17 protein-coding genes are annotated in these 18747 nt (G+C 60.6%); 5 read left to right on the top strand and 12 right to left on the bottom strand.

Translation table 11 applies throughout. The features are described from left to right. Positions 1-247: 247 nt before the first annotated feature. The 6 genes from rfbB to AC1DX5_RS11945 all read right to left on the bottom strand — a co-directional run bounded on the left by rfbB (position 248) and on the right by AC1DX5_RS11945 (position 5204). A complete protein-coding gene (rfbB, locus tag AC1DX5_RS11970; protein WP_465172468.1) occupies positions 248-1300 on the bottom strand; it encodes a dTDP-glucose 4,6-dehydratase in 1053 nt (350 codons plus the stop codon). Continuing rightward, entirely contained in the window at positions 1293-2150 is an 858-nt protein-coding gene (gene rfbD, locus AC1DX5_RS11965) for a dTDP-4-dehydrorhamnose reductase (RefSeq protein WP_465172469.1), read from the bottom strand. Before rfbD ends, rfbB begins: the two co-directional genes overlap by 8 nt. Continuing rightward, the gene (rfbC, locus tag AC1DX5_RS11960; protein ID WP_478015623.1) at positions 2147-2692 is read right to left on the bottom strand and encodes a dTDP-4-dehydrorhamnose 3,5-epimerase; all 546 of its coding nucleotides are present in this window, start codon (positions 2690-2692) and stop codon (positions 2147-2149) included. Before rfbC ends, rfbD begins: the two co-directional genes overlap by 4 nt. Beyond that, entirely contained in the window at positions 2689-3591 is a 903-nt protein-coding gene (rfbA, locus tag AC1DX5_RS11955; RefSeq protein WP_465172471.1) for a glucose-1-phosphate thymidylyltransferase RfbA, read from the bottom strand. Before rfbA ends, rfbC begins: the two co-directional genes overlap by 4 nt. Before the next feature lie 187 nt (positions 3592-3778). Continuing rightward, entirely contained in the window at positions 3779-4249 is a 471-nt protein-coding gene (locus AC1DX5_RS11950) for a hypothetical protein (protein WP_465172472.1), read from the bottom strand. A gap of 52 nt (positions 4250-4301) precedes the next feature. Next, positions 4302-5204, bottom strand: a complete 903-nt coding sequence (locus AC1DX5_RS11945) for a glycosyltransferase family 2 protein (protein ID WP_465176113.1) — start codon at positions 5202-5204, stop codon at positions 4302-4304. Between the two features lie 112 nt (positions 5205-5316). On the opposite strand from AC1DX5_RS11945, the gene AC1DX5_RS11940 reads away from it, so the two are divergent. After that, on the top strand, positions 5317-6771 hold the full coding sequence (locus tag AC1DX5_RS11940) for an oligosaccharide flippase family protein (protein WP_478015621.1): 1455 nt from the start codon (positions 5317-5319) through the stop codon (positions 6769-6771). A gap of 378 nt (positions 6772-7149) precedes the next feature. Here AC1DX5_RS11940 and AC1DX5_RS11935 read toward each other — a convergent pair whose 3' ends face one another. The 5 genes from AC1DX5_RS11935 to AC1DX5_RS11915 all read right to left on the bottom strand — a co-directional run bounded on the left by AC1DX5_RS11935 (position 7150) and on the right by AC1DX5_RS11915 (position 12294). After that, positions 7150-8331, bottom strand: coding sequence for an acyltransferase family protein (locus AC1DX5_RS11935; RefSeq protein WP_478015619.1), 1182 nt, complete (start codon positions 8329-8331; stop codon positions 7150-7152). Between the two features lie 16 nt (positions 8332-8347). Then, positions 8348-8983: a class I SAM-dependent methyltransferase gene (locus AC1DX5_RS11930; protein WP_478015617.1), complete on the bottom strand. Its 636-nt coding sequence runs from the start codon at positions 8981-8983 to the stop codon at positions 8348-8350. A gap of 184 nt (positions 8984-9167) precedes the next feature. Next, positions 9168-9941, bottom strand: coding sequence for an O-methyltransferase (locus AC1DX5_RS11925; RefSeq protein ID WP_478015615.1), 774 nt, complete (start codon positions 9939-9941; stop codon positions 9168-9170). A gap of 158 nt (positions 9942-10099) precedes the next feature. Beyond that, positions 10100-11431, bottom strand: coding sequence for a lipopolysaccharide biosynthesis protein (locus tag AC1DX5_RS11920; RefSeq protein WP_478015613.1), 1332 nt, complete (start codon positions 11429-11431; stop codon positions 10100-10102). After that, positions 11428-12294 carry a glycosyltransferase gene (locus AC1DX5_RS11915; RefSeq protein ID WP_478015808.1) on the bottom strand — a complete coding sequence of 289 codons (867 nt, stop codon included), beginning with the start codon at positions 12292-12294 and terminating at the stop codon, positions 11428-11430. Before AC1DX5_RS11915 ends, AC1DX5_RS11920 begins: the two co-directional genes overlap by 4 nt. A gap of 52 nt (positions 12295-12346) precedes the next feature. Here AC1DX5_RS11915 and AC1DX5_RS11910 point away from each other — a divergent pair, with 52 nt between their 5' ends. From AC1DX5_RS11910 to AC1DX5_RS11895, 4 genes are all read left to right on the top strand, one after another. Further along, positions 12347-13477 (top strand): acyltransferase family protein, encoded by a 1131-nt coding sequence (locus tag AC1DX5_RS11910; protein ID WP_478015611.1) that lies wholly within the window; start codon positions 12347-12349, stop codon positions 13475-13477. A gap of 131 nt (positions 13478-13608) precedes the next feature. Next, on the top strand, positions 13609-15003 hold the full coding sequence (locus tag AC1DX5_RS11905; protein ID WP_478015609.1) for a hypothetical protein: 1395 nt from the start codon (positions 13609-13611) through the stop codon (positions 15001-15003). 101 nt (positions 15004-15104) lie between these two features. Then, the gene (locus AC1DX5_RS11900) at positions 15105-16376 is read left to right on the top strand and encodes a nucleotide sugar dehydrogenase (protein WP_478015607.1); all 1272 of its coding nucleotides are present in this window, start codon (positions 15105-15107) and stop codon (positions 16374-16376) included. After that, complete coding sequence (locus AC1DX5_RS11895; protein WP_478015605.1) at positions 16357-17631, top strand: glycosyltransferase family 4 protein; 1275 nt, start codon at positions 16357-16359, stop codon at positions 17629-17631. Before AC1DX5_RS11900 ends, AC1DX5_RS11895 begins: the two co-directional genes overlap by 20 nt. Here AC1DX5_RS11895 and AC1DX5_RS11890 read toward each other — a convergent pair. After that, the gene (locus tag AC1DX5_RS11890) at positions 17613-18575 is read right to left on the bottom strand and encodes a glycosyltransferase family 2 protein (RefSeq protein ID WP_478015603.1); all 963 of its coding nucleotides are present in this window, start codon (positions 18573-18575) and stop codon (positions 17613-17615) included. The two genes, AC1DX5_RS11895 and AC1DX5_RS11890, sit on opposite strands and share 19 nt — an antisense overlap. Between the last annotated feature and the right edge of the window lie 172 nt (positions 18576-18747).

The following is an 18747-nucleotide window of genomic DNA, read 5'->3' as shown; positions in this document are numbered from 1 at the left end:
CGCTGAAATCCGATACCATGGATTGCGCGAACCGACCATCGACAATCGCCGTTCGGGTTGCGGCCTGCTGGTTTTGACACGCCGGCCGGCACCGAATCTTGAGCGCCAAATCAGACGACGCATCGACCTGCGAACTTTCCTGTCGCTGCGCGGGGCGTCCTTGTGGCCTGCTACCCGACAGCGGTCGACACCCACACAAACATGCCCCGCCGGCCCCGACTAGTCGGCTACCCCGGCGGGGTATCGATCAACGCTTGAGCAGGGGGCGCCACCAGCTTTCGTTGGCGAGATACCAGGCCAGTGTTTCGGCAAATCCGCCCGGGAAGTCCCGGCTCGGCGTATACCCCAGATCGGCGCGCGCCTTGGCTTCGTCGATCGCATAGCGCCGGTCATGGCCCTTGCGGTCAGTGACAAAGGTCTTGAGGGTTGCGGTCGACGTACCACTGGCCGCCGGCGCGTCGGGAAAGCGCTCGGCAAGTTTGGGGTCGGCCGCAAAGGCTGCATCAACCGTCCGGCAAATCTCCTCGATCACCGTGAGGTTGGGCAATTCCTGCCCGCCGCCGATATTATAGGTCTCACCCGCCACGCCGCGCAGGATGGCAGCCTCGATGCCGCGGCAATGGTCTTCGACGTGCAGCCAGTCGCGCACGTTCATGCCGTCGCCGTAAATCGGGAGGCTGCGCCCTTCGAGTGCATTGAGGAGAAACAGCGGGATCAGCTTCTCGGGATACTGGTAAGGCCCGTAATTGTTGGAGCAATTGCTGGTCGTGACATCGAGTCCGAAAGTGTGATGATAGGCACGTACCAGATGGTCCGATCCAGCCTTCGACGCAGAATAGGGCGAGTTGGGCGCGTATGGCGTCGTTTCGCTGAACGCAGGGTCGTTAGGCCCGAGCGAACCATAGACCTCGTCGGTCGAAACATGGTGAAAGCGGTGCGGCTTTCCGCCGCCGGAAAGCCATTTGGTGCGTGCCGCTTTGAGCAGGCTGTGCGTTCCAAGAATATTGGTGTCGATAAAGGCGTCTGGGCCCTCGATCGAGCGGTCGACATGGCTCTCGGCGGCGAAATGGACGATCGTATCGATGTCGTGCTCGGCGAGCAGCTTCTCGACCAGTGCCGTGTCACGGATGTCGCCAACAACCAATTCGGCATTGGGCACGTCTTCGATCGTTGACCGATTGCCGGCATAGGTCAGTACGTCGAGCACTGTGATCCCGTCGTCCGGATGGCGCTCGCGCCAATAATGGACGAAATTGCCGCCGATGAAACCGGCGCCGCCGGTAATGAGCAGGTTAGCCAAGCGCCGCTTCCTCCTTGAGCATGATTCTGAGGTTAGTCCGCCAATGGACATACGCCTCGCCCAATGCCGCGCGCGTCGCCGAACTATCGAGCAACGAGAAGGTCGGGCGCCTGGCAGGGGTCGGGTAGGCAGAAGAGGGGATCGGCTCGATTGGCACGGCCTTGGCAATTAGCCCCAGCGCCGCAGCTTCCTCGCCGATCGCGACTGCGAAATCGTACCAGCTCGCCACGCCCGCATCGCTGTGATGGAACAAGCCGGTTTCGCCCTTCAGGGCCAAGCCCCACAGGGTATTGGCGAGGCCGGTGGCCCAAGTCGGCGCGCCGATCTGGTCGACCACGACGCGGAGGGACTCGCGTTCCCTCATCAGGCGGATCATCGTCCGCACGAAATTGGCGCCGCCGGCGGCATAGACCCACGCGGTGCGCACGATCAGCGCGTCCGGTCCGGCCGCATCCTCGCCGGCCGCCTTGGTTCGTCCATAGGCAGACAGCGGATTGCGCGGTGCGTCGGGCGCGTATGCGGTGGCCGATTCGCCGTCAAAGACGAAGTCGGTTGAGACATGGATGAACTTTGCGCCTGCGCCACGCGCCGCGGCGGCCAGAAGGGCAACCGCATCGGCATTTACTGCCTGCGCTGTCGCTTCTTCGCCCTCGGCCTTGTCGACCGCGGTATAGGCGGCGGCGTTGAACAGGAAATCGGGTCTCTCAGTCTCCACCCAGGCCTGCACTGCTGCGGGGTCCGTGATGTCGAGCGTGTCGACGTCCGACGCGACACACTCCCAGCCCTTGGGGGCGGTCGCCTGTAACGCCCGCCCAAGCTGGCCATTGGCTCCGGTGATCAGCGCCTTCATACGAATGCCTCGATCTCGCTGAGCGGCTTGCCCAGCTTGTCCTTACCCGACAGCTGTGGCTCCAGCCCTTCGAGTGGCCATTCGATGCCGACCTCCGGATCGTTCCACAGCAGCGAATGCTCGTTCGCTGGTTCGTAGAAGCCTACGCACTTATAGAGGAAGTCGGTCCCGTCCTCGAGCGCGACGAAGCCGTGCGCGAACCCGGGGGGAACCCAGAACATTCGCTTGTTCGCTGCCGACAGCTCGACGCCGACCCATTTGCCGAAGCAGGGTGAGGAGCGGCGGAGGTCGACAGCCACGTCCCAGGCGCGACCGGCGGTCACACGTACCAGCTTGCCCTGTGGATCGGGATTCTGGAAATGAAGCCCGCGCAGCACGCCCGCCGCCGAACGGCTGTGATTGTCCTGCACGAAGTCGAGATCAAGCCCGAGTTCTGCAAACGTTTTGCGATTCCAGCTTTCCAAGAAAAAGCCACGATCGTCACCGAACACACGCGGCTCGATGATCTTGAGGTCCGGGATGGCGGTCTCGACGACGTTCATCCGATCGCTCCTTTGCCCGCGAGCAATCCCATGAGATATTCACCATAACCCGATTTGCGCAACGGCGCTGCAATCCGCTCGAGCTGTTCGTCGTCAATGAAGCCGTTACGCCAGGCGATCTCTTCGGGGCAGCAGATCTTCAGGCCCTGCCGCTCCTCCGTAATTCGGACATACAGGGCTGCGTCGGTCAGCGATCCGTGAGTGCCCGTATCGAGCCAGGCGTAGCCGCGGCCCATAATCTCGACCGCCAGTTCCCCGGCCTCGAGATAGAGTCGGTTGAGATCGGTGATCTCCAGTTCGCCGCGTGGGGAAGGGGCCAGGTCACGGGCCAGCCTCACTGCCTTGTCATCGTAGAAATAGAGGCCCGTTACCGCATAATTGGACTTCGGTTCGGCCGGCTTTTCCTCGATCGTCTCAGCGCGACCGTCGGCATCGAACGAAACGACACCATATGCCTTGGGATCGTTGACATAATAGCCGAACACGGTGGCGCCGCTCGGGCGGCTCGCGGCGCGCGCCAGCAGATCCACCAGGCCATGGCCATAGAAGATATTGTCACCCAGCACGAGCGTGGACGGATTGTCGCCGACGAAATCGGCGCCGATGTGATAGGCCTGCGCCAGCCCCCCCGGATCGGGCTGGACCGCGTACCGAAGATCGATGCCGAGATCAGTACCGTCGCCGAGTAGCGCTTTGAACGCAGCTTGATCGTGCGGTGTCGTGATGATCAGCACGTCGCGGATGCCGGAGAGAAGCAAGGTCGACAGCGGATAATAGATCATCGGCTTGTCGTAGACCGGCATCAACTGCTTCGAGACGCCTTTGGTCAACGGATAGAGACGCGTGCCTGAGCCGCCCGCCAGAATGATGCCGCGCCGGTTCTTCCCACTGTCACTCATTCCGCCACTGCTCCCTGCTCAGTCGATGATATCCGTTGCCGCCGATCCGACGAAAACGGTAACGGCTCATGTCGGCGACGCATTTTACTCTTGCGAAACGGGTGCCCCTTTTCGACCGAGTCCAGTGATGGGAGTTGGAAATTCCGTCAAGCCTATTTGTGTGCGCTGCAGCATATCTTTGGCTCCCTCACTTGGGCCCGCCTTTCCTCGCTTCGTAAAACGCCGCACCGCAAAGTCCCGCAAGCAGCAGTCCCTCGATTGCCCAATTAAGATGCAGTCCCGCTACCGAGGCGTAAAGGATAGAGTCGGTCATGTGCAACGAGAGCAGGCGCACACCATATAGCGCCAGTAGCGCGACGGTCATGCCGAGCGCGGCTTTTCGACTCAACCGCTCCCGCCACCAAACCAGCCACAGCGCGAAAGCACTTCCCGCAATCAGGATGGCGGACACCATCAGTGCCTGCGGCAGCCGACGCTCATCATACACGTCGTTCGCCCTTGCCACGACCCGTGCCTCATTCGGTACGACCTGCTCGAGATTCAGGAAGCGATAGAGTGCGAGCAGCGCAAGAATGGCGACGATGGTCAGCCAGAAGCCACGTCCCGACTTGCCTGATGCCACAGGTAGCAGCGCGACGATTGCACATAAGATCAGCACGCCGACCCCCAGCCATCCGATGAACGACAGCCCGTTAATTGTCTCTCTCCGCCTAGCGCGTCGCGACTGACGCGGACGGGACGGCAACGCGGCTGGTCTCGTCACGGTGCCAGATATGATCGCGTTGTCGTGCCTGGTTCCCGAGCCGGGTGCCGCGCCCAAGAATCTTGATGCCAAAATAGGACAGGAGACCCAGCGGGTCAGACCAGTTTCGTCGCATCGCCACCATAAGGTCCCCGGGACGAAACAGGGCATCGTTGCGGTTGACGATGTCGTCCCGCAGGCGTGCGAGCTGCGCGTCGCCGCTGCGCCACCTGGCCTCGCAGCGCAGGAGGTCGGCGCGCGTACGGGGAGCTTGGATGAGGGGGCCGATTTCGCGGCCAAGCGTAATCCGCGCCTGGCGATGCGACGGAAAACGAGCGCGGACGTAATTGTCGTCAGCCATGATGTCGGGCAGCGTTCCCAACGCGGCGCGACCTTCCGTCGAAACGCCCCAGACCCCTGATCCGCCGACGCCTCTCGTAAGATATGGGTGGCGCTCGTAGACCCGGAAGTAGCGCCGGACCACCGGCGCGCTGGCATCGCACAGGAAATATGGCGACGGCGATACCGCGTCCGCATCGCCTTTCATCAAGGCTTCGGCCATGCGATCGAATCCACTCAAACGCATATGGATGTCGGCGTCCATGACAAAGACGGGGCCGGGCTGAACATGCTCCAGTCCATAATTGATCGCCTTGACCTTGCCTGCGGTGGCGAGTTCGACCACCTTGATCGGCCCGCTTACTTCGCGCGCGCAATCCGCTGTCGTGTCAGTGCATCCGTTGCACACGACTATGATACGCGCGTCGCTCGCTCCGGCCCCGATATCCGCGTCGGCAAGGAGGAATCGCAATGTACCGGCTATCAGCGCAGCTTCGTTGCGTGCGGGAATGATGATGCTGTAAAGTGCCATTTGCCCGATTGCCCGAGTGCCCGCGCCGGCCAGTTAACAGCTTTCACCTGGCCGTGAAAGAGCCCGGCCGTCGCGCCTTGCCAATGCCTGGCATAACGCACAAAGGGCCGCGATGAGCCTCGGTCGCCACGCTGCCTATAACCTTGCGGGTTTTCTGGTGCCGATGGTGCTCGCCGTAGCGACCGTGCCGCTCTACCTGACCGCGATCGGGCCAGCGCGATATGGCGTCCTCGCGCTTGTATGGACGCTGCTCGGATATTTCGGCTTGTTCGATCTGGGGCTGGCGCGCGCGGTGATGCATCGGATCGCATCGGAACGCGAAGCGCTGGCCGCGCGGACTGCGCTTGCGACCGCACTCCGCGCCAGCATGGTGCTTGGATTGGCAGGCGCTCTCGCCCTGGCGCTCGTCGGGCATCTGGTGTTCGGTCGTGCGATTGCGCTCGATTCCGGCTTGCGCGCGGAGATCGCCGCAGCGATGCCGGCGATCGCCGCGATCCTGCCGCTCGCCGTCGTATCGGGCGTGCTCAACGGCGCGCTGATGGGGCGCCAGCGCTTCGCACAGGCGAACGGCATCGTCGTCCTCGTCACGTCCCTGTTCCAACTGATGCCATTATTCGTCGCCTGGATTGCCGGCCCCGCGCTGGTGGGCCTGGTCACGGGCGCATTCGCGGCGCGGCTGGTAGGGGTCGTGCTCGCATGGGGCGCAACCGCGCGTGCCTTTGGCGGGTCGCCGGCCGAGCCTTTCGACCGGGCGCAGTTGCGTCCGCTGCTCGGCTTTGGGGGCTGGGTGACGCTGACCGGAACAGTCGGGCCGTTGCTGGTCCTTTCCGACCGCTTCGTCGTCGGCGCGCTGATGGGTGCCGTGCCAGTGACGATCTATACCGTGCCGTCCGATCTCGCCAATCGCCTGGGTGGCATCTCCGCGGCGCTGGGGAACGCGCTGTTTCCGCGCCTTGCGGCCGCGACCGGAGAGGAAGCGCGCCGGCTGACTGGAGCGTCGGTCGGCGCGCTCTACGCGATCCTGACGCCCCCCGTCGCGGCTGCCCTGTTCCTGATGCACCCAGCGCTGGTGTTGTGGCTCGGCCCGGAGATCGGATCGCAATCTGCGCCGATTGGTCGCTTCCTGCTCGTCGCGACCTGGCTCAACGCCTTTGCGCAGATGCCCTTTGCGCGACTGCAGGCCGGGGGACGCCCCGACCTGGTCGGCAAGACGCATTTGATCGAGTTGCCCTTCTATTTTGTGGGCTTGTGGTTCGCGATCACCCATGCCGGGCTGATGGGTGCGGCGCTCGTCTTCCTGGCACGGGTGGCGATCGATACGTTTATCATGTTCCGCTTGGCCGACCGGCGATTGCCGCATGCCGGTTTTCTGGGCGTGACCTTATTGCTGCTCGTCGCGGCCTCCGCCGTGCTCGCAAACGACGGAGCGGCGCTGGGCTGGGGATGGTCAATCCTCGCTACGCTGGTCGTCGGCCTCGTGGCACTCGTTCCTGCTTGGGCGCTGGCGCCGCACCCGCTACGCGCCATTCTGACGCAACGGTTTGTGCGCCGCGGCATCTTGCATTGACCCCTCTCGAGTCCCCATCGAGTTAGAGCGTCGAATGTGAAAGTCTGAATCGGGGGACTCGCTTAGGAGCCGTGATGTGATTCACGTGAACTGAGGTCATAGGCAGCACGTTCGGTTGGTCTTTGTGAACGGTTTTACGGTCGTTGCGCTGAGTAAGTCGTGCCCTGCACGTGCCGTGCCGCAGCGCTTTGGTGTAGGGGAGCACCATGCGGTTGGCGCAACCCATGGAGAACTTGCGTGGCATACGCAGGCCTGCATTGCGTCCTTCGCCATTACGGGCTGACCGCGCCGCGGATCATTGATGGACCAGCGCCCCCGAAACAGGGCTCAGCCCAAAGGGAATCCTTAGAGTCCACGCAGCCTAATGCCCCACGGTTCTTAATCCGCGACCGTCGCGATTCGCATTCCGGGCTCGCTGACTGAGTCAGCAATCTCGGCAGCCTGCTCGCCTCTCCGTGGAAGCAAAAATTCTCTAAGCCGGTTGCTGAGCGGACGCTCAAGCCAGACGTGCACGAGAATGCCGCCCAAGACAGGAAGCAGGGCGAGTACACCAAGCCCAATTGGCCCAGGCAAATGCTCAGCGATCGGGCGAATGATCGTTTGGATGGGGACATGAACGAGATAGATCGCGTAGCTCGCGGCACCGGCCATAAGTATAAAGCTTGGGATTTTGCGGCTATTCCCCAATTGTAGGACGCCGTAAAGGAGAAGGGCGAAGGCGCTTCCAAGTATTGGTGTCCATATTGTTGCTGCCAGTGACGTGTAGTCGAGAAGGTCAGTGCGATCGATGCCTTGGAAGCGTTCAATCGTAAGGAGAACCGCCACCAGAATTAAGCCCATCCAGAATGGAATCGCGCCAAGGCTTGGACGATGGAACCAGTACGCCACCGCGGCGCCGAAGAGGAAATCAAGCTCATACGACGAGAAGAAGAATGCGGCAATTCCCATAACCGGATTGCCGTTAACGGAAAGTACAATCTGAACAATTACTAATATTGTCCACAACGAGAATAATATCGTGCCCCATTTTCTGCTAAGGATAAGAAAAAGGAACGCAACGTAGAAAAGCACTTCATGTCGCAGCGTCCAAAGGACTACCGGGTCAGGTTTTGCGAGGCTGGGGTAGAGCAGCAGGGAGGTGCCGATAGACTCAGGTGAAATCGGCCGCCCGGTCGCGATTTGAATTAATATCCAACTCCCTGCGACGAGCCAAATTAGCGGCATCAAGCGAATAGCCCGCTTCAGGACATAGGGCCAAGCGGCCACGGGGCGCCCGATGTCGTTGCGATGAACATAAAATATGATGAAGCCCGACAGGACAAAAAACATGTCAACGCCATGACTAAGCACAGCTAACGAAGGATGCCACGGAAGAGACCCGTGTGAAGCCACGGCATTCATGTGAAAAAGGACCACGGCAATGGCGGCAACCCCTCGCATCACCTCGACGTATTCAAGCTTGAGTGGCTTGTCGTGAAGAATCGCGGTGATTCTAAGGTGATTACCTTCGGGATGGTCGGGCTTTATCGCCGAAGCTGTGCCGCTAATTCCTCCTGTCATATGATTTGGCCCCCGCTCACTTCCGCACTCGAACCATATATTGCAGGGTTAGGAAACCATCGAGCAATCCGAGCGTCAGTCGTCCCGCCAGCCTGTCTCGTGCACGCAATCGGGGAATCTTGGCGATACGGTCGAGGGTGAGTCCTGTCGACATCATTAGTTCGATGGCCGTACGGCGCACAAAGAAGCGCAGATGGGTGCGATCGAGCACTTCGGCATCGGCGTAGTCCCACCTGCCACGCAACAGCAGTGGCAACACTACGCTATAGTGGCGAACATTCGGGATCGACGCGACGATGACTCCGCCAGGCTTCAGCATCGCGGTAAGTCGCTCCATCACCGCCCATGGATCGACGAAATGCTCCAATATGTCGAGGCACATAATAGTATCAAATGGTCCCTGATCACTATTAATCTGGTCCAACAGTGCTGGGTCCTCGATGTTGCCCTGATATGCAAAATCGATCGCGCAGGGATTCGCAGGTGGCACCATGTCTACGACCCCGATTCTCGCAACGCGGCCCTCGGCCTTCAGGGTCGCTGCGGTTGCGCCGTCGCCGCCACCGATATCCAGCGCGGTGCCACCGCACGGTATATGGTCGAACACGTCGCGCCGCACATGCGAATGATAGGGAGGAGGTTCGAAGGTCATGCGGCCCCGTGGATCGGATATAGAGCTTGATCGAAAAACACGCAGATTGTCCTACGGCACCCTCGCATCTCCAAGTCGCCTATGCACGAATTGCTGCGGTGCGGCAACCGACAGCAGAGCAAGGTCATGATACGATCGGTCGCTCCCCGAAACCAAGATTTACCCACCTGCGCTTCGCGCTGGCTCAGATTTGCTCGATCACTCCAATCCCGAAATTGCCCTGCTCCAGGTCGTCGACTATCTCCTTCGCGGCCGGACCATGCTTGGCCTTGAGCTCGTTCCACAGTGGCGCGACATTTATCTCGGCGTCGAATCGGTTAACCAGTACATCGTGTAAGACCACCAATCCGCCTTCGGCAGCCAGCGGACTGTATAACTCATAGTCGGTTCTGGCGCCTTCGTAGCTGTGATCGGCGTCAATCATCACTATGTCGAACTTCTCGTTCCCGATGATATTGGTAACTTCGTCGCGAGTCTCGGCGAGGTGCGAATTGGCCCGCACCAGCTTCAGCGTTTGGCCGGACCTGGCGAACTTGCGATAGATGTCGCTCTTCCAGTCGGGATAACCGCCGCCATTAATGCCGAAGGGCAGGTCGACGCTGACAATCACCGCGTCGTCAGCCGCTGCCCGGGTGAGCAAAAACAAGGTGCCGCCCTTGGCCGTTCCGATCTCTAACACACGCCTGGGCTTCCTTTGTTGAATTAGGCGAACCAGTTCGGTGACCTCGTATGGGTTTTGCATCGGGCGCAGGAACCCATCGCCGGCGTTGAACGCGAAATCTACCAGCTCCTCTGGCGCTTCAGCGCGCATATGCTCCAGGGCGTCGACTACTTTGCCACGCCGCGTGTAGTCCCGGGTATCCTTCGCAAGCTGTCGCGCGTTCATCATCACGTTAATGATTCGCGTGCCGCGCCCCTTCGCGCGCTGCCGTCGAAGCCAGACGATCAGAAAATCCATGACACGCCTTTGCTGGCGCGGGTCAATTCTCTGACCCACGCCCTCGGGGTTGAGGCCAAACAGAATTCGCCAGTCTGCTCAAGCCGAATTGGGGGTTCGCACCCGACGATACTCAGTCTGCCTAGACTATCGTACTTCGCTGCCGATGTAGCAAACGTTCATCGAGCGGAGCCGCGTATTGATCGGAGGATAAGTTGGACAGAGATAAAGCCTCCACCATTACGTATGAGCGATGCCAGCAGTGCTGCGGCCGCAGCGCCGATCATTCCATATTTTGGAACTGCCCAAAGCGCGGTAAGGACAGCCAGCGTCGTCGCAGCACTTTCGATTGCCAGCATCAGTTTTTCGCGGTGCATCATCATCAGCGCGGTCCCAACCGGGCCGAAGCCCACACTGAGCAACTGCGCCAGCGCCAACACCCTGAGTGCGCGCCCGCCCTGAACGAACTCCGGCCCGAACAGGCTCAGGATAGGCTCTGCCCATAGAAGGATCAGGATGAACAGCGGAGCGCAGATCAGTAGCCCGGTCCCGGAGGCAGTGCGGATGACACGGATAATGCCGGCCCGGTCCCGCGCCCCCGTCGCCGCCGCGAGATGCGGGCCCATCATCACCGTGAAAGCGGTGTTCACGATCAGGAACAGCATACAGACTTGGAACGCTACGCGATAGACACCGGCTCCATCCGTGCCGAGATGGCGCGTCACGATCAGCAGGCCGATCCAATCGGAAGCCTGTATCGCAAGATAGACCCAGGCCAGGATCGCCCCCGCCCGAATCGAGATGTCAGGAGTGCCGCCCCGCGGCCAGGGCGCCACCTCCCGGCGGGCTACGAGAAGTCCCAGCGCGGCGGCGACCAGCAGTCCGCACAGATATGCAACCGGCACCAGCAACGGCAGTTTCGCCGCGCCGACGGCCCAGGCCACGACCAGGATGAACATGGCCACCGTCGTATAGCCGACCCCGTCCAGCGACTGGGAGAACAGGAGTTTTCCGCGGCTGCGAAGAAGCGCCGCGGCCACACGGATCAGTGCAAAGAGGACGATGCCAGGTGCAAGCACCCGCAGGAAGGTTGCGACCTCGGGACTGCCGAGAAGATTTTTCGAGAAATACGGTGCGCCCGCGAAAACCAGCACAGCCGCGACCCCGGTCGTGACAAGGGTGATCAGAAGCGCGCGGACAAAGGAAGCGAGCGCGTCAGCCAGTCTATTTGTGCCGAGCGCGCGCGCCACGGTCCGGAGCATGATATTGTCCAGTGCGAGGCCAGTGAAGACCGACGTCATGGTGACCGTAAGCAATGCGATCTGGAAACGGCCGATGGTGTCAGCGCCGAAACCCCGCGCGACCAGCCAGGTGAAGACGAAACTCGAGCCCGCCCCTGCGGCCTTCATCCCGAGGCCGAGGAACAGCTCCAGGTGAAGGCTACCGGCAAGCCGCTTCCGCAGCCTGGCGACAAGAAGAGTGCCCGCCGACACCGCGCTTTTTTGTGTCACCCAACGTGCCGGTCGGCTGGAATAAGGCGACGAATCAGCCTGAACGCGTCGTCTCGCCCTTTTCGGATGCGGGCTTCGACCTGATTGTCCCAGAAGAGGCGCGCCGAAGAAGCGTCACCCACGCCAGCAAGCAAGCCGTCGGCGAATCGCCCTCCCTCCGGACGCTGGACTCGATATCCTCGGATCTTGTTTGATACGTTGCCATCGTGGACCAACTGGAGCCAGCCTGGGCCACTCTCGGCCTGCACGATCATGACTCGATCAGGCAGGTCCATGTGCCGGATCGTCTTGGTCGTCGCCAACGAATCGTCGTCCGCCTCGACCAGGTTGGTGAAGGCATTGTATAGATGGCGATGAGCGTAAAGATTGCTTCCGGCCAGCACATAGCCGTCGGGCACATTGACCGCGAAGGTGCTGCCGTTCCAGTTCGCTGCGGCCGTCTCCCGCACGCTCCGCATATAGTTGTTGGCGAGGCCATCGTCGTTGTCGAGATTCGAGGTGATGACGATCCGGTCGGCCTGAGCGGGGCCGATCGCCGCGCGAACGTTACGGGCCCAACCTTCGGCCTCGAACAACTCCGTGAACACGGGCGTGAAAGGGAAGGATTTCTGGCCCGCCTCGATCCGCTCTCGTGCCCAGTCGGGCGTGTGGATGTCGAAGAAGATGAGCCACTGGAAATCGCGACTGTCCTGCGCCGCGATGCTGGGGAGGCAGTAGCGCTCAAAAAGGTCGAACCGGCCAGCTAGCCAGCCTGCGCTCTGGCGGTGCGCGGTCTCCCGGCCTGGAGTCGCCAAATTGAACCTCGTCAACAGAATGTGCGCCGTTCTCACCTGACCGTTCCCCCGGTGCCTTATCGGCAGCATCCCTAGTAGGTTGACGCGCTGCAATAAAGCCTGTTCTTGAAGGCTTCCGGCGATGGCCGGATCGGATTCGCGCTGTCGTGGGGTATATGTCTTGAGCGAGTCGCAAACCCCCTTGCCGAGCGTTCAGGTGCTGCGCGGCTTCGCCGCAATCCTCGTGGCTTTTGGGCACATTCTAGTCGAGATGCCCGACCTCCGAGGTGGCCCGGCGCACAGGATCGCCCCGGAGCTGAGCCACTTCCACTTCGGTGTGGACGTATTTTTCGTGATCAGCGGCTTCATCATGGTCTATACAACCGTCGGTCAGACGCCGTCGCTGGCGACGGGCGCACGCTTTTTGGGGGCTCGTTTCCTACGCATCTCACCACTTTACTGGATTCTGACCTTAAGCGCAGCAGGCTTGGCGCTCGTATTGGGTGACGCGTTTAATCATAGCCGGCCCGACTTGCCTCGCTTGCTGACCTCGCTCCTCTATGTTCCATATCGGAACGAGGATGGCGATATGTTCCCCATTCTGGGTCCGGGCTGGACTTTGAATTATGAGATGATGTTCTACGTCGTCTTTGCGATCGGACTTATTTTCCGAGGTTGGCGTGGCTTATGGCCCACTATAGTCGTTCTGGTCGGAATCGTGGTGCTGGGTTGGACTATTGCTCCGATGCAACCGCAACTTTCGTTCTGGACGAAACCAATACTGTTTGAGTTTGTATATGGGATGCTGCTTGGTGCCTATTTCGTCCGCCCGAAACTTTCGGAGAGTGTGCCAGCGCGCTTGCCCGAAGCCCTTCTAATACTGGGGCTCATCGGCTTCGTCATGTTACATGTCTTCGGCTATGTTAGGAGCGATTCGCGCTTCATCTTCTATGGCGTACCGGCTGCGATGCTCGTCGTCGGGGCGGTGCTTGGTGATGGTCAAAAGCGATTGCCGCGGTTCCGATTTGGCGAGATTCTTGGCGACGCTTCGTACAGCATCTATCTAACGCACCCGTTCGTACTGCGCGCATTGCGGGTGCTTTGGAACAAGCTGCCGTTCCAGTTGCCGATCGCTATTTACGTCATCGTTGCGTTGGTGCTGGTTGTCGCCACCGGGGTTCTTGTCGCCCGCGCCGTGGAGATTCCCGTGCATCGCAGAACGCGCATGTGGATTCGGCGCACCGGCGCAGGAGGGCCGATGACTGTTTCCTAGGCGATCGTTCGCGTCGTCGAAACGAGCCAGGCGATAGGCGCGCGGCAAGCGCCAGCGCTCAAAATAAGCGGTTGACGGCTTTGGCGAAAGCTTGGATTTGACGGTGACGGTTGGGACGGCAAGGGAATCAAATGCAACAACCTGCCCCTGCTTATGGTAGCCGACGGCGGAGTGACTCCGGGTTATCCGCGGCTCCGGAGATCCAGGTTTCTCTCATTCCCATTGTGATCGTGCTTTACGCAACGCTTCTGCCGCGCGAAGTTGCGTTCACGGCAGGCGGTTTGGTTTTTTACTCGGATCGTATAGCGCTGATCTTCGCGCTGCCGTGGGTCCTGTATAAGCTATTCAAAGGAGCGATTCGTTTCGTTGTTCCGGATTTCCTCGTGGTGATCGCCGGCATATGGATGGTCATTGCGCTGTCTGCGAATTACGGTTTGTCGAAAGGGCTGATTAGTGGTGGGTCGCAAGCACTCGATGCGACCGTAGGCTATTACTTGGCGCGTATCAGTTTTCGATCTCTCACGGCGATTCGCCGGGCGCTGATTGTTTTTTCTCCAGGTCTTGCTCTGGTTGGCGCGACCATCATGATAGAGTCGATCTCGCATCAACCGATCGTTCAGCCGCTCGCGGAGGCTATATTCGGCAAACTTCCGGGGTTCCTGACGGCCGGCGACGTGGGAATGGTACTTCAGGAAGGCGGCGGAACGCGCCTCGGGTTGATGCGCGCAAGAGGACCTTTTTCTCATCCCATTCTGGCTGGAGTCCACTTGGCTTCAATGGGCGCACTTTATGGAATGTCGGGCATCCGCGGTTGGCCAGCTTGGTGTGGTCGCTTCGCGTCGCTCTGCAGTATTTTCACGGTAAGTTCGGCGGCCATTGCCGCGTTGGCGATCAATTACATAGGCATGTTCTATGACACGTTGCAGCGTTGGGTTCGTGAACTGAGTTGGCGTCTTGCCTTCATAGCCATCGGAGCGGGGCTGGCCGTCGCGCAAGTCACCACCAATATTGGCGCGATCGGCTTCGTGCAGCGGTATCTGGTGTTCGACCAAACCAACGCCTTTTTTCGCGAACTGATCTGGACCTATGGGTCTGCATCGGTCCGCAAACATCCTTGGTTTGGCATCGGATTCGAAGAATATGAGCGACCTGTCTGGATGTTCACTACCAGCATCGATGCGCATTGGCTTCTGCTTGCGGTCCGTTTCGGCCTTGTTCCGGCCGTAGCGTTGCTTTTTGCAACGGTTATGGCGATGGTCGCTCTAGCCAAGTCCAGCCAACACGTTTCCTATATCGACCAGCGCTTTTATCGCGGGATCGCCATCGCATTGTTCGGCTTTTCCCTAATGATGTTCACCGTGACGCTGTGGGGCTCGGCGCTCTCATGGTTTAACCTGCTACTTGGCACCTGTGTGGCATGCGCCCAAAGGGCATATAGTCTAGGCTACCAGCCGCCGGTGGTCTCGGACGCGAAGCGCGCGATGCTCCGGTCGCGCGAAGGTTCTAATCTCGCTCCTAATATCTGAGGATAACGACATTAGGCGCTTGTGCGACGCAAAAAGATCGGCATTAGTCGTTGTGCGGCGCAACATTCGTTGGCTGGCATGGAATCCGGGGGCAGAGCAGGGTGAAAGTCGCAATCTTCGGGCTGGGTTATGTTGGCTGCACGGCCGCAGGCTGCATCGTGAGCCAGGGACACCAGGTTGTCGGCATCGACGTCAGCCAGGAAAAGGTCGACGCTTTGAATTCGGGTCGCTGCCCGATCGAGGAACCCGACCTTGGCGACCTCATTCGCGACGGCCGTGCTGCCGGCCTGCTCTCGGCGGCAACCGAACCGGGTGACGAGTTGGCCGATGCCGACATCGCTATCGTCTGCGTCGGTACTCCAAGCGGTCCTGATGGTCGCCACGACATGCGCTACATCCTGTCGGTCACGCGCGCGATCGCCGGCGCGCTGCCGGCTGATCGCGCCCGCCCGCTGACGCTTGCCTATCGCTCGACGATGCGGCCCGGAACCATGGCCGACATGATTCGGCCGATGATCGAGGCGCGATTCGGCGATGCCACCGATTCGATGGTGGAACTGGTCTACAACCCCGAATTCTTGCGCGAATCCAGTGCGATCGCGGATTATTTCGCGCCGCCCAAGATCGTGATCGGAACCCGGGATGCAAGCCCGTCCGAGATGATGGACCAGCTCCATCACGGTATCGAGGCGCCGATCTTCCACGTAGAATGGGCGACGGCCGAGATCACCAAATTCGTCGACAATACCTGGCACGCGGTCAAGGTCGCCTACGCCAATGAGATCGGCCGCATCTGCAAGCGGCAAGGCATCGCTCCTGCCGCAGTGCACGCGATCTTCAAGTCCGACACCAAGCTCAACCTGTCGGCCTATTATACCCGTCCAGGCGGAGCATTCGGCGGGTCATGCCTGCCCAAGGATGTGCGTGCGCTCAAGGCGCTTGGTGAGGATCTCGGCGCCGGCATACCCCTTATCGACCATCTGGTGGACAGTAACGAGACGCATAAGGATTTCGTCGCCGCTGCCGTGCTGGAGCGGCTGGGTGAGGGGCGGACGGTGCTTCTTTCCGGCCTCGCGTTCAAGGCGCGTACCGATGATCTGCGCGAGAGCCCTAATGTCCATATCGCCCGCGCGCTGATAGCCGCCGGCAAGGAGATCAGAATCTACGACCCGGCTATCACCGCGGACCGATTGGTAGGGCAAAATCTGGGCTATGCCTTCACTCAGCTGCCCTCGCTCGAGCGGTTGCTCATTGATGGCGTGACTGCCGCGGCGTCTCAATTCGACCTGGCGATTCGCACGAACGCAACCTTTGACGATCTTTCGCTCCCCCCTGGCACGCCAGTGATGGACGTTGAAAGGCTCGCCTTCTGAAATGCAGCTAGCCGAAGCCTCATCAGTCGAGCATTGGCGGGCGACCTACGATGTCTTGAAGGCCCAGCCGCTGGCGGGCAGGCATGTGTTGATGGTGGTTGAAAACCTGCCGGTGCCATTCGATCGTCGTGTTTGGGCCGAGGCCCGCACGCTGGCGGCCGCTGGCGCCAAGGTGTCGGTAATCTGCCCGACCGGCAAGGGCTTCGATTCCGCGTACGAGATGATCGAGGGGATCGAGATTTGGCGTCACCCGCTTCCCCTCGACGCGAATGGGGCCGTCGGCTACCTCCTCGAATATGGCGCAGCCCTGTGGTGGGAAAGCCGGCTTGCGTGGCGTATCTTCCGCAAGAACCGGTTTCATGCGATCCATGGCTGCAATCCGCCTGATCTCATCTTCCTTGTCGCGTTGCTGTTCCGCCCCTGGGGCGTGCGCTACCTGTTCGATCATCACGACATCAATCCGGAGCTCTACGAAGCCAAGTTCGGCCGGCGCGGCTTCTTCTGGCGGTTGATGGTGCTATTCGAGAAGCTGACGTTCCGCGCTGCGCGGGTCAGCATCGCCACCAATCAGAGCTATCGGCAGATCGCCATCGAACGTGGCGGAATGGACCCGGATCAAGTGTTCGTTGTGCGCTCGGGGCCAGACCTCGCCAAGGTGAAGCCGGTACCACCCAATCCGCGCTGGCGTAACGGGCGCCGCTATCTGGTCGGCTATGTCGGCGTGATGGGCGCGCAGGAGGGGATCGACCTGCTGCTCGAAAGCATCCGTCACCTCGTCCACGGTCTCGGACGAGCCGACATTCAGTTCGGGCTGGTTGGTGGTGGGCCCGCACTCGATGAGTTGAAGCAGCTCGCGGTCAAGCTTGATGTGGCGGACTATGTGACCTTTACCGGCCGCGCGCCCGATGCCGATTTGTTCGAACTGCTTTCGACTGCCGACATCTGCGTGAATCCCGACCGCGTTAATACCATGAACGATCTGTCGACCATGAACAAGATCATGGAATATATGGCTTTCTCCAAGGCTATCGTGCAATTCGAAGTACGTGAGGGGCGGGCCAGCGCGGGCGAGGCATCGGTCTATGCTACACCCAATGATCCGGTCGATTTCGCGACCAGGATCGTCGCCCTGCTTGACGATCCGGAACGATGTGAGCGGATGGGCTCGTTCGGCCATGATCGGGTTCATAGCGAGCTTGGCTGGGACAAGCAGATCGCACCGCTGATAAACGCCTATCAGCGATTGTTCGCCTGACGCTTGGGCGCGCTCCATATCCGGCGCCGCGCCCATACTTCACCCCACATCTCCGCCGGCTCACGCAGCCGCCCTATGATGCCTGCAGCTAGTCGATAGAGCAGGGCGCGCACGCCGACACCGATGATCATCAACCCGCATGTGAAACGTGACTTGATCGTGCCCATGGTGCGGCGCGCGAGTTCGACCTTTGCTTCGCAAATCCGCATTCGCGCATCGTAACGGTTGGATGCGCTCGCCTGGCCATGGTGGATGATCGTGGCAGTAGGTGTGGTGCGCGGCAGTGCCCCGAGCCGCCGCGCCCGTCCGCATAATTCGGCTTCCTCGCCATACATGAAGAAGTCCGGCGCAAACCCTCCGAGCTCTTCCCAGAACGAGCGCTCGATGAGGAAGAAACAGCCTGAAACGATATCGACTTCCCGTTCGGTGGACCGATCCCAGCCGCCAAGCCCTTCCGGATTGAAGAGGTTGCTCCGCGGGAACAGCAGCGTGAGGCCGGCTGCGAAGCAGAAGGCGCTCCAGGTGCCGAACGCGCCCCACGCCGAGCCGATGTTGAGGCTGCCGTCGGCGAAGATCGTCCGACCGCCCCAGATCCGCGCTTCGGGCCGTTTGGCGGCAAAAGCCATCAGCCGGTCAACCGCTTGATCGAGAACGACCGTATCGCTGTTGAGCAGCAGCAGGTAGCGTCCGCGTGCTCTCGCGGCGGCAAGGTTGTTTGCGTGCCCGAAGCCGTGATTGATGGGCTCTGCCATCAGCCGGACCTGTGGAAATGTGGCAGCGATCGCATCGGCCGATCCGTCCTGCGATCCATTGTCGACCAGGATTGTCTCGAAAGTGACTTCCCTGGTCTGCGCGTACAGCGATTCGAGACAATCGATCGTCATCGCCCGCGTATTCCAGTTTACGACAAGCACCGAGAGGTCTGGATCGGGGCCTTCAGTCACATCGCCCCCACCATGCCGAGCCCAATTTGTGGCCATTTTCTATATCCGACGGGAGAACTTGCCAATAGCGGCGGGACTTTCTATTGCAGTGCGGCATAGGGGCTGATCAACACAATGCTAGCTGCGTCTCGTCATGATCAGGGCCATTGGAGTCGCGGCGTGGAGTCTCCGT

Source organism: Sphingomonas sp. P2_B6, assembly GCF_056404755.1.
Note: the sequence above shows the minus strand (reverse complement) of the source record. Positions and strands in the feature narration are given on the sequence as shown.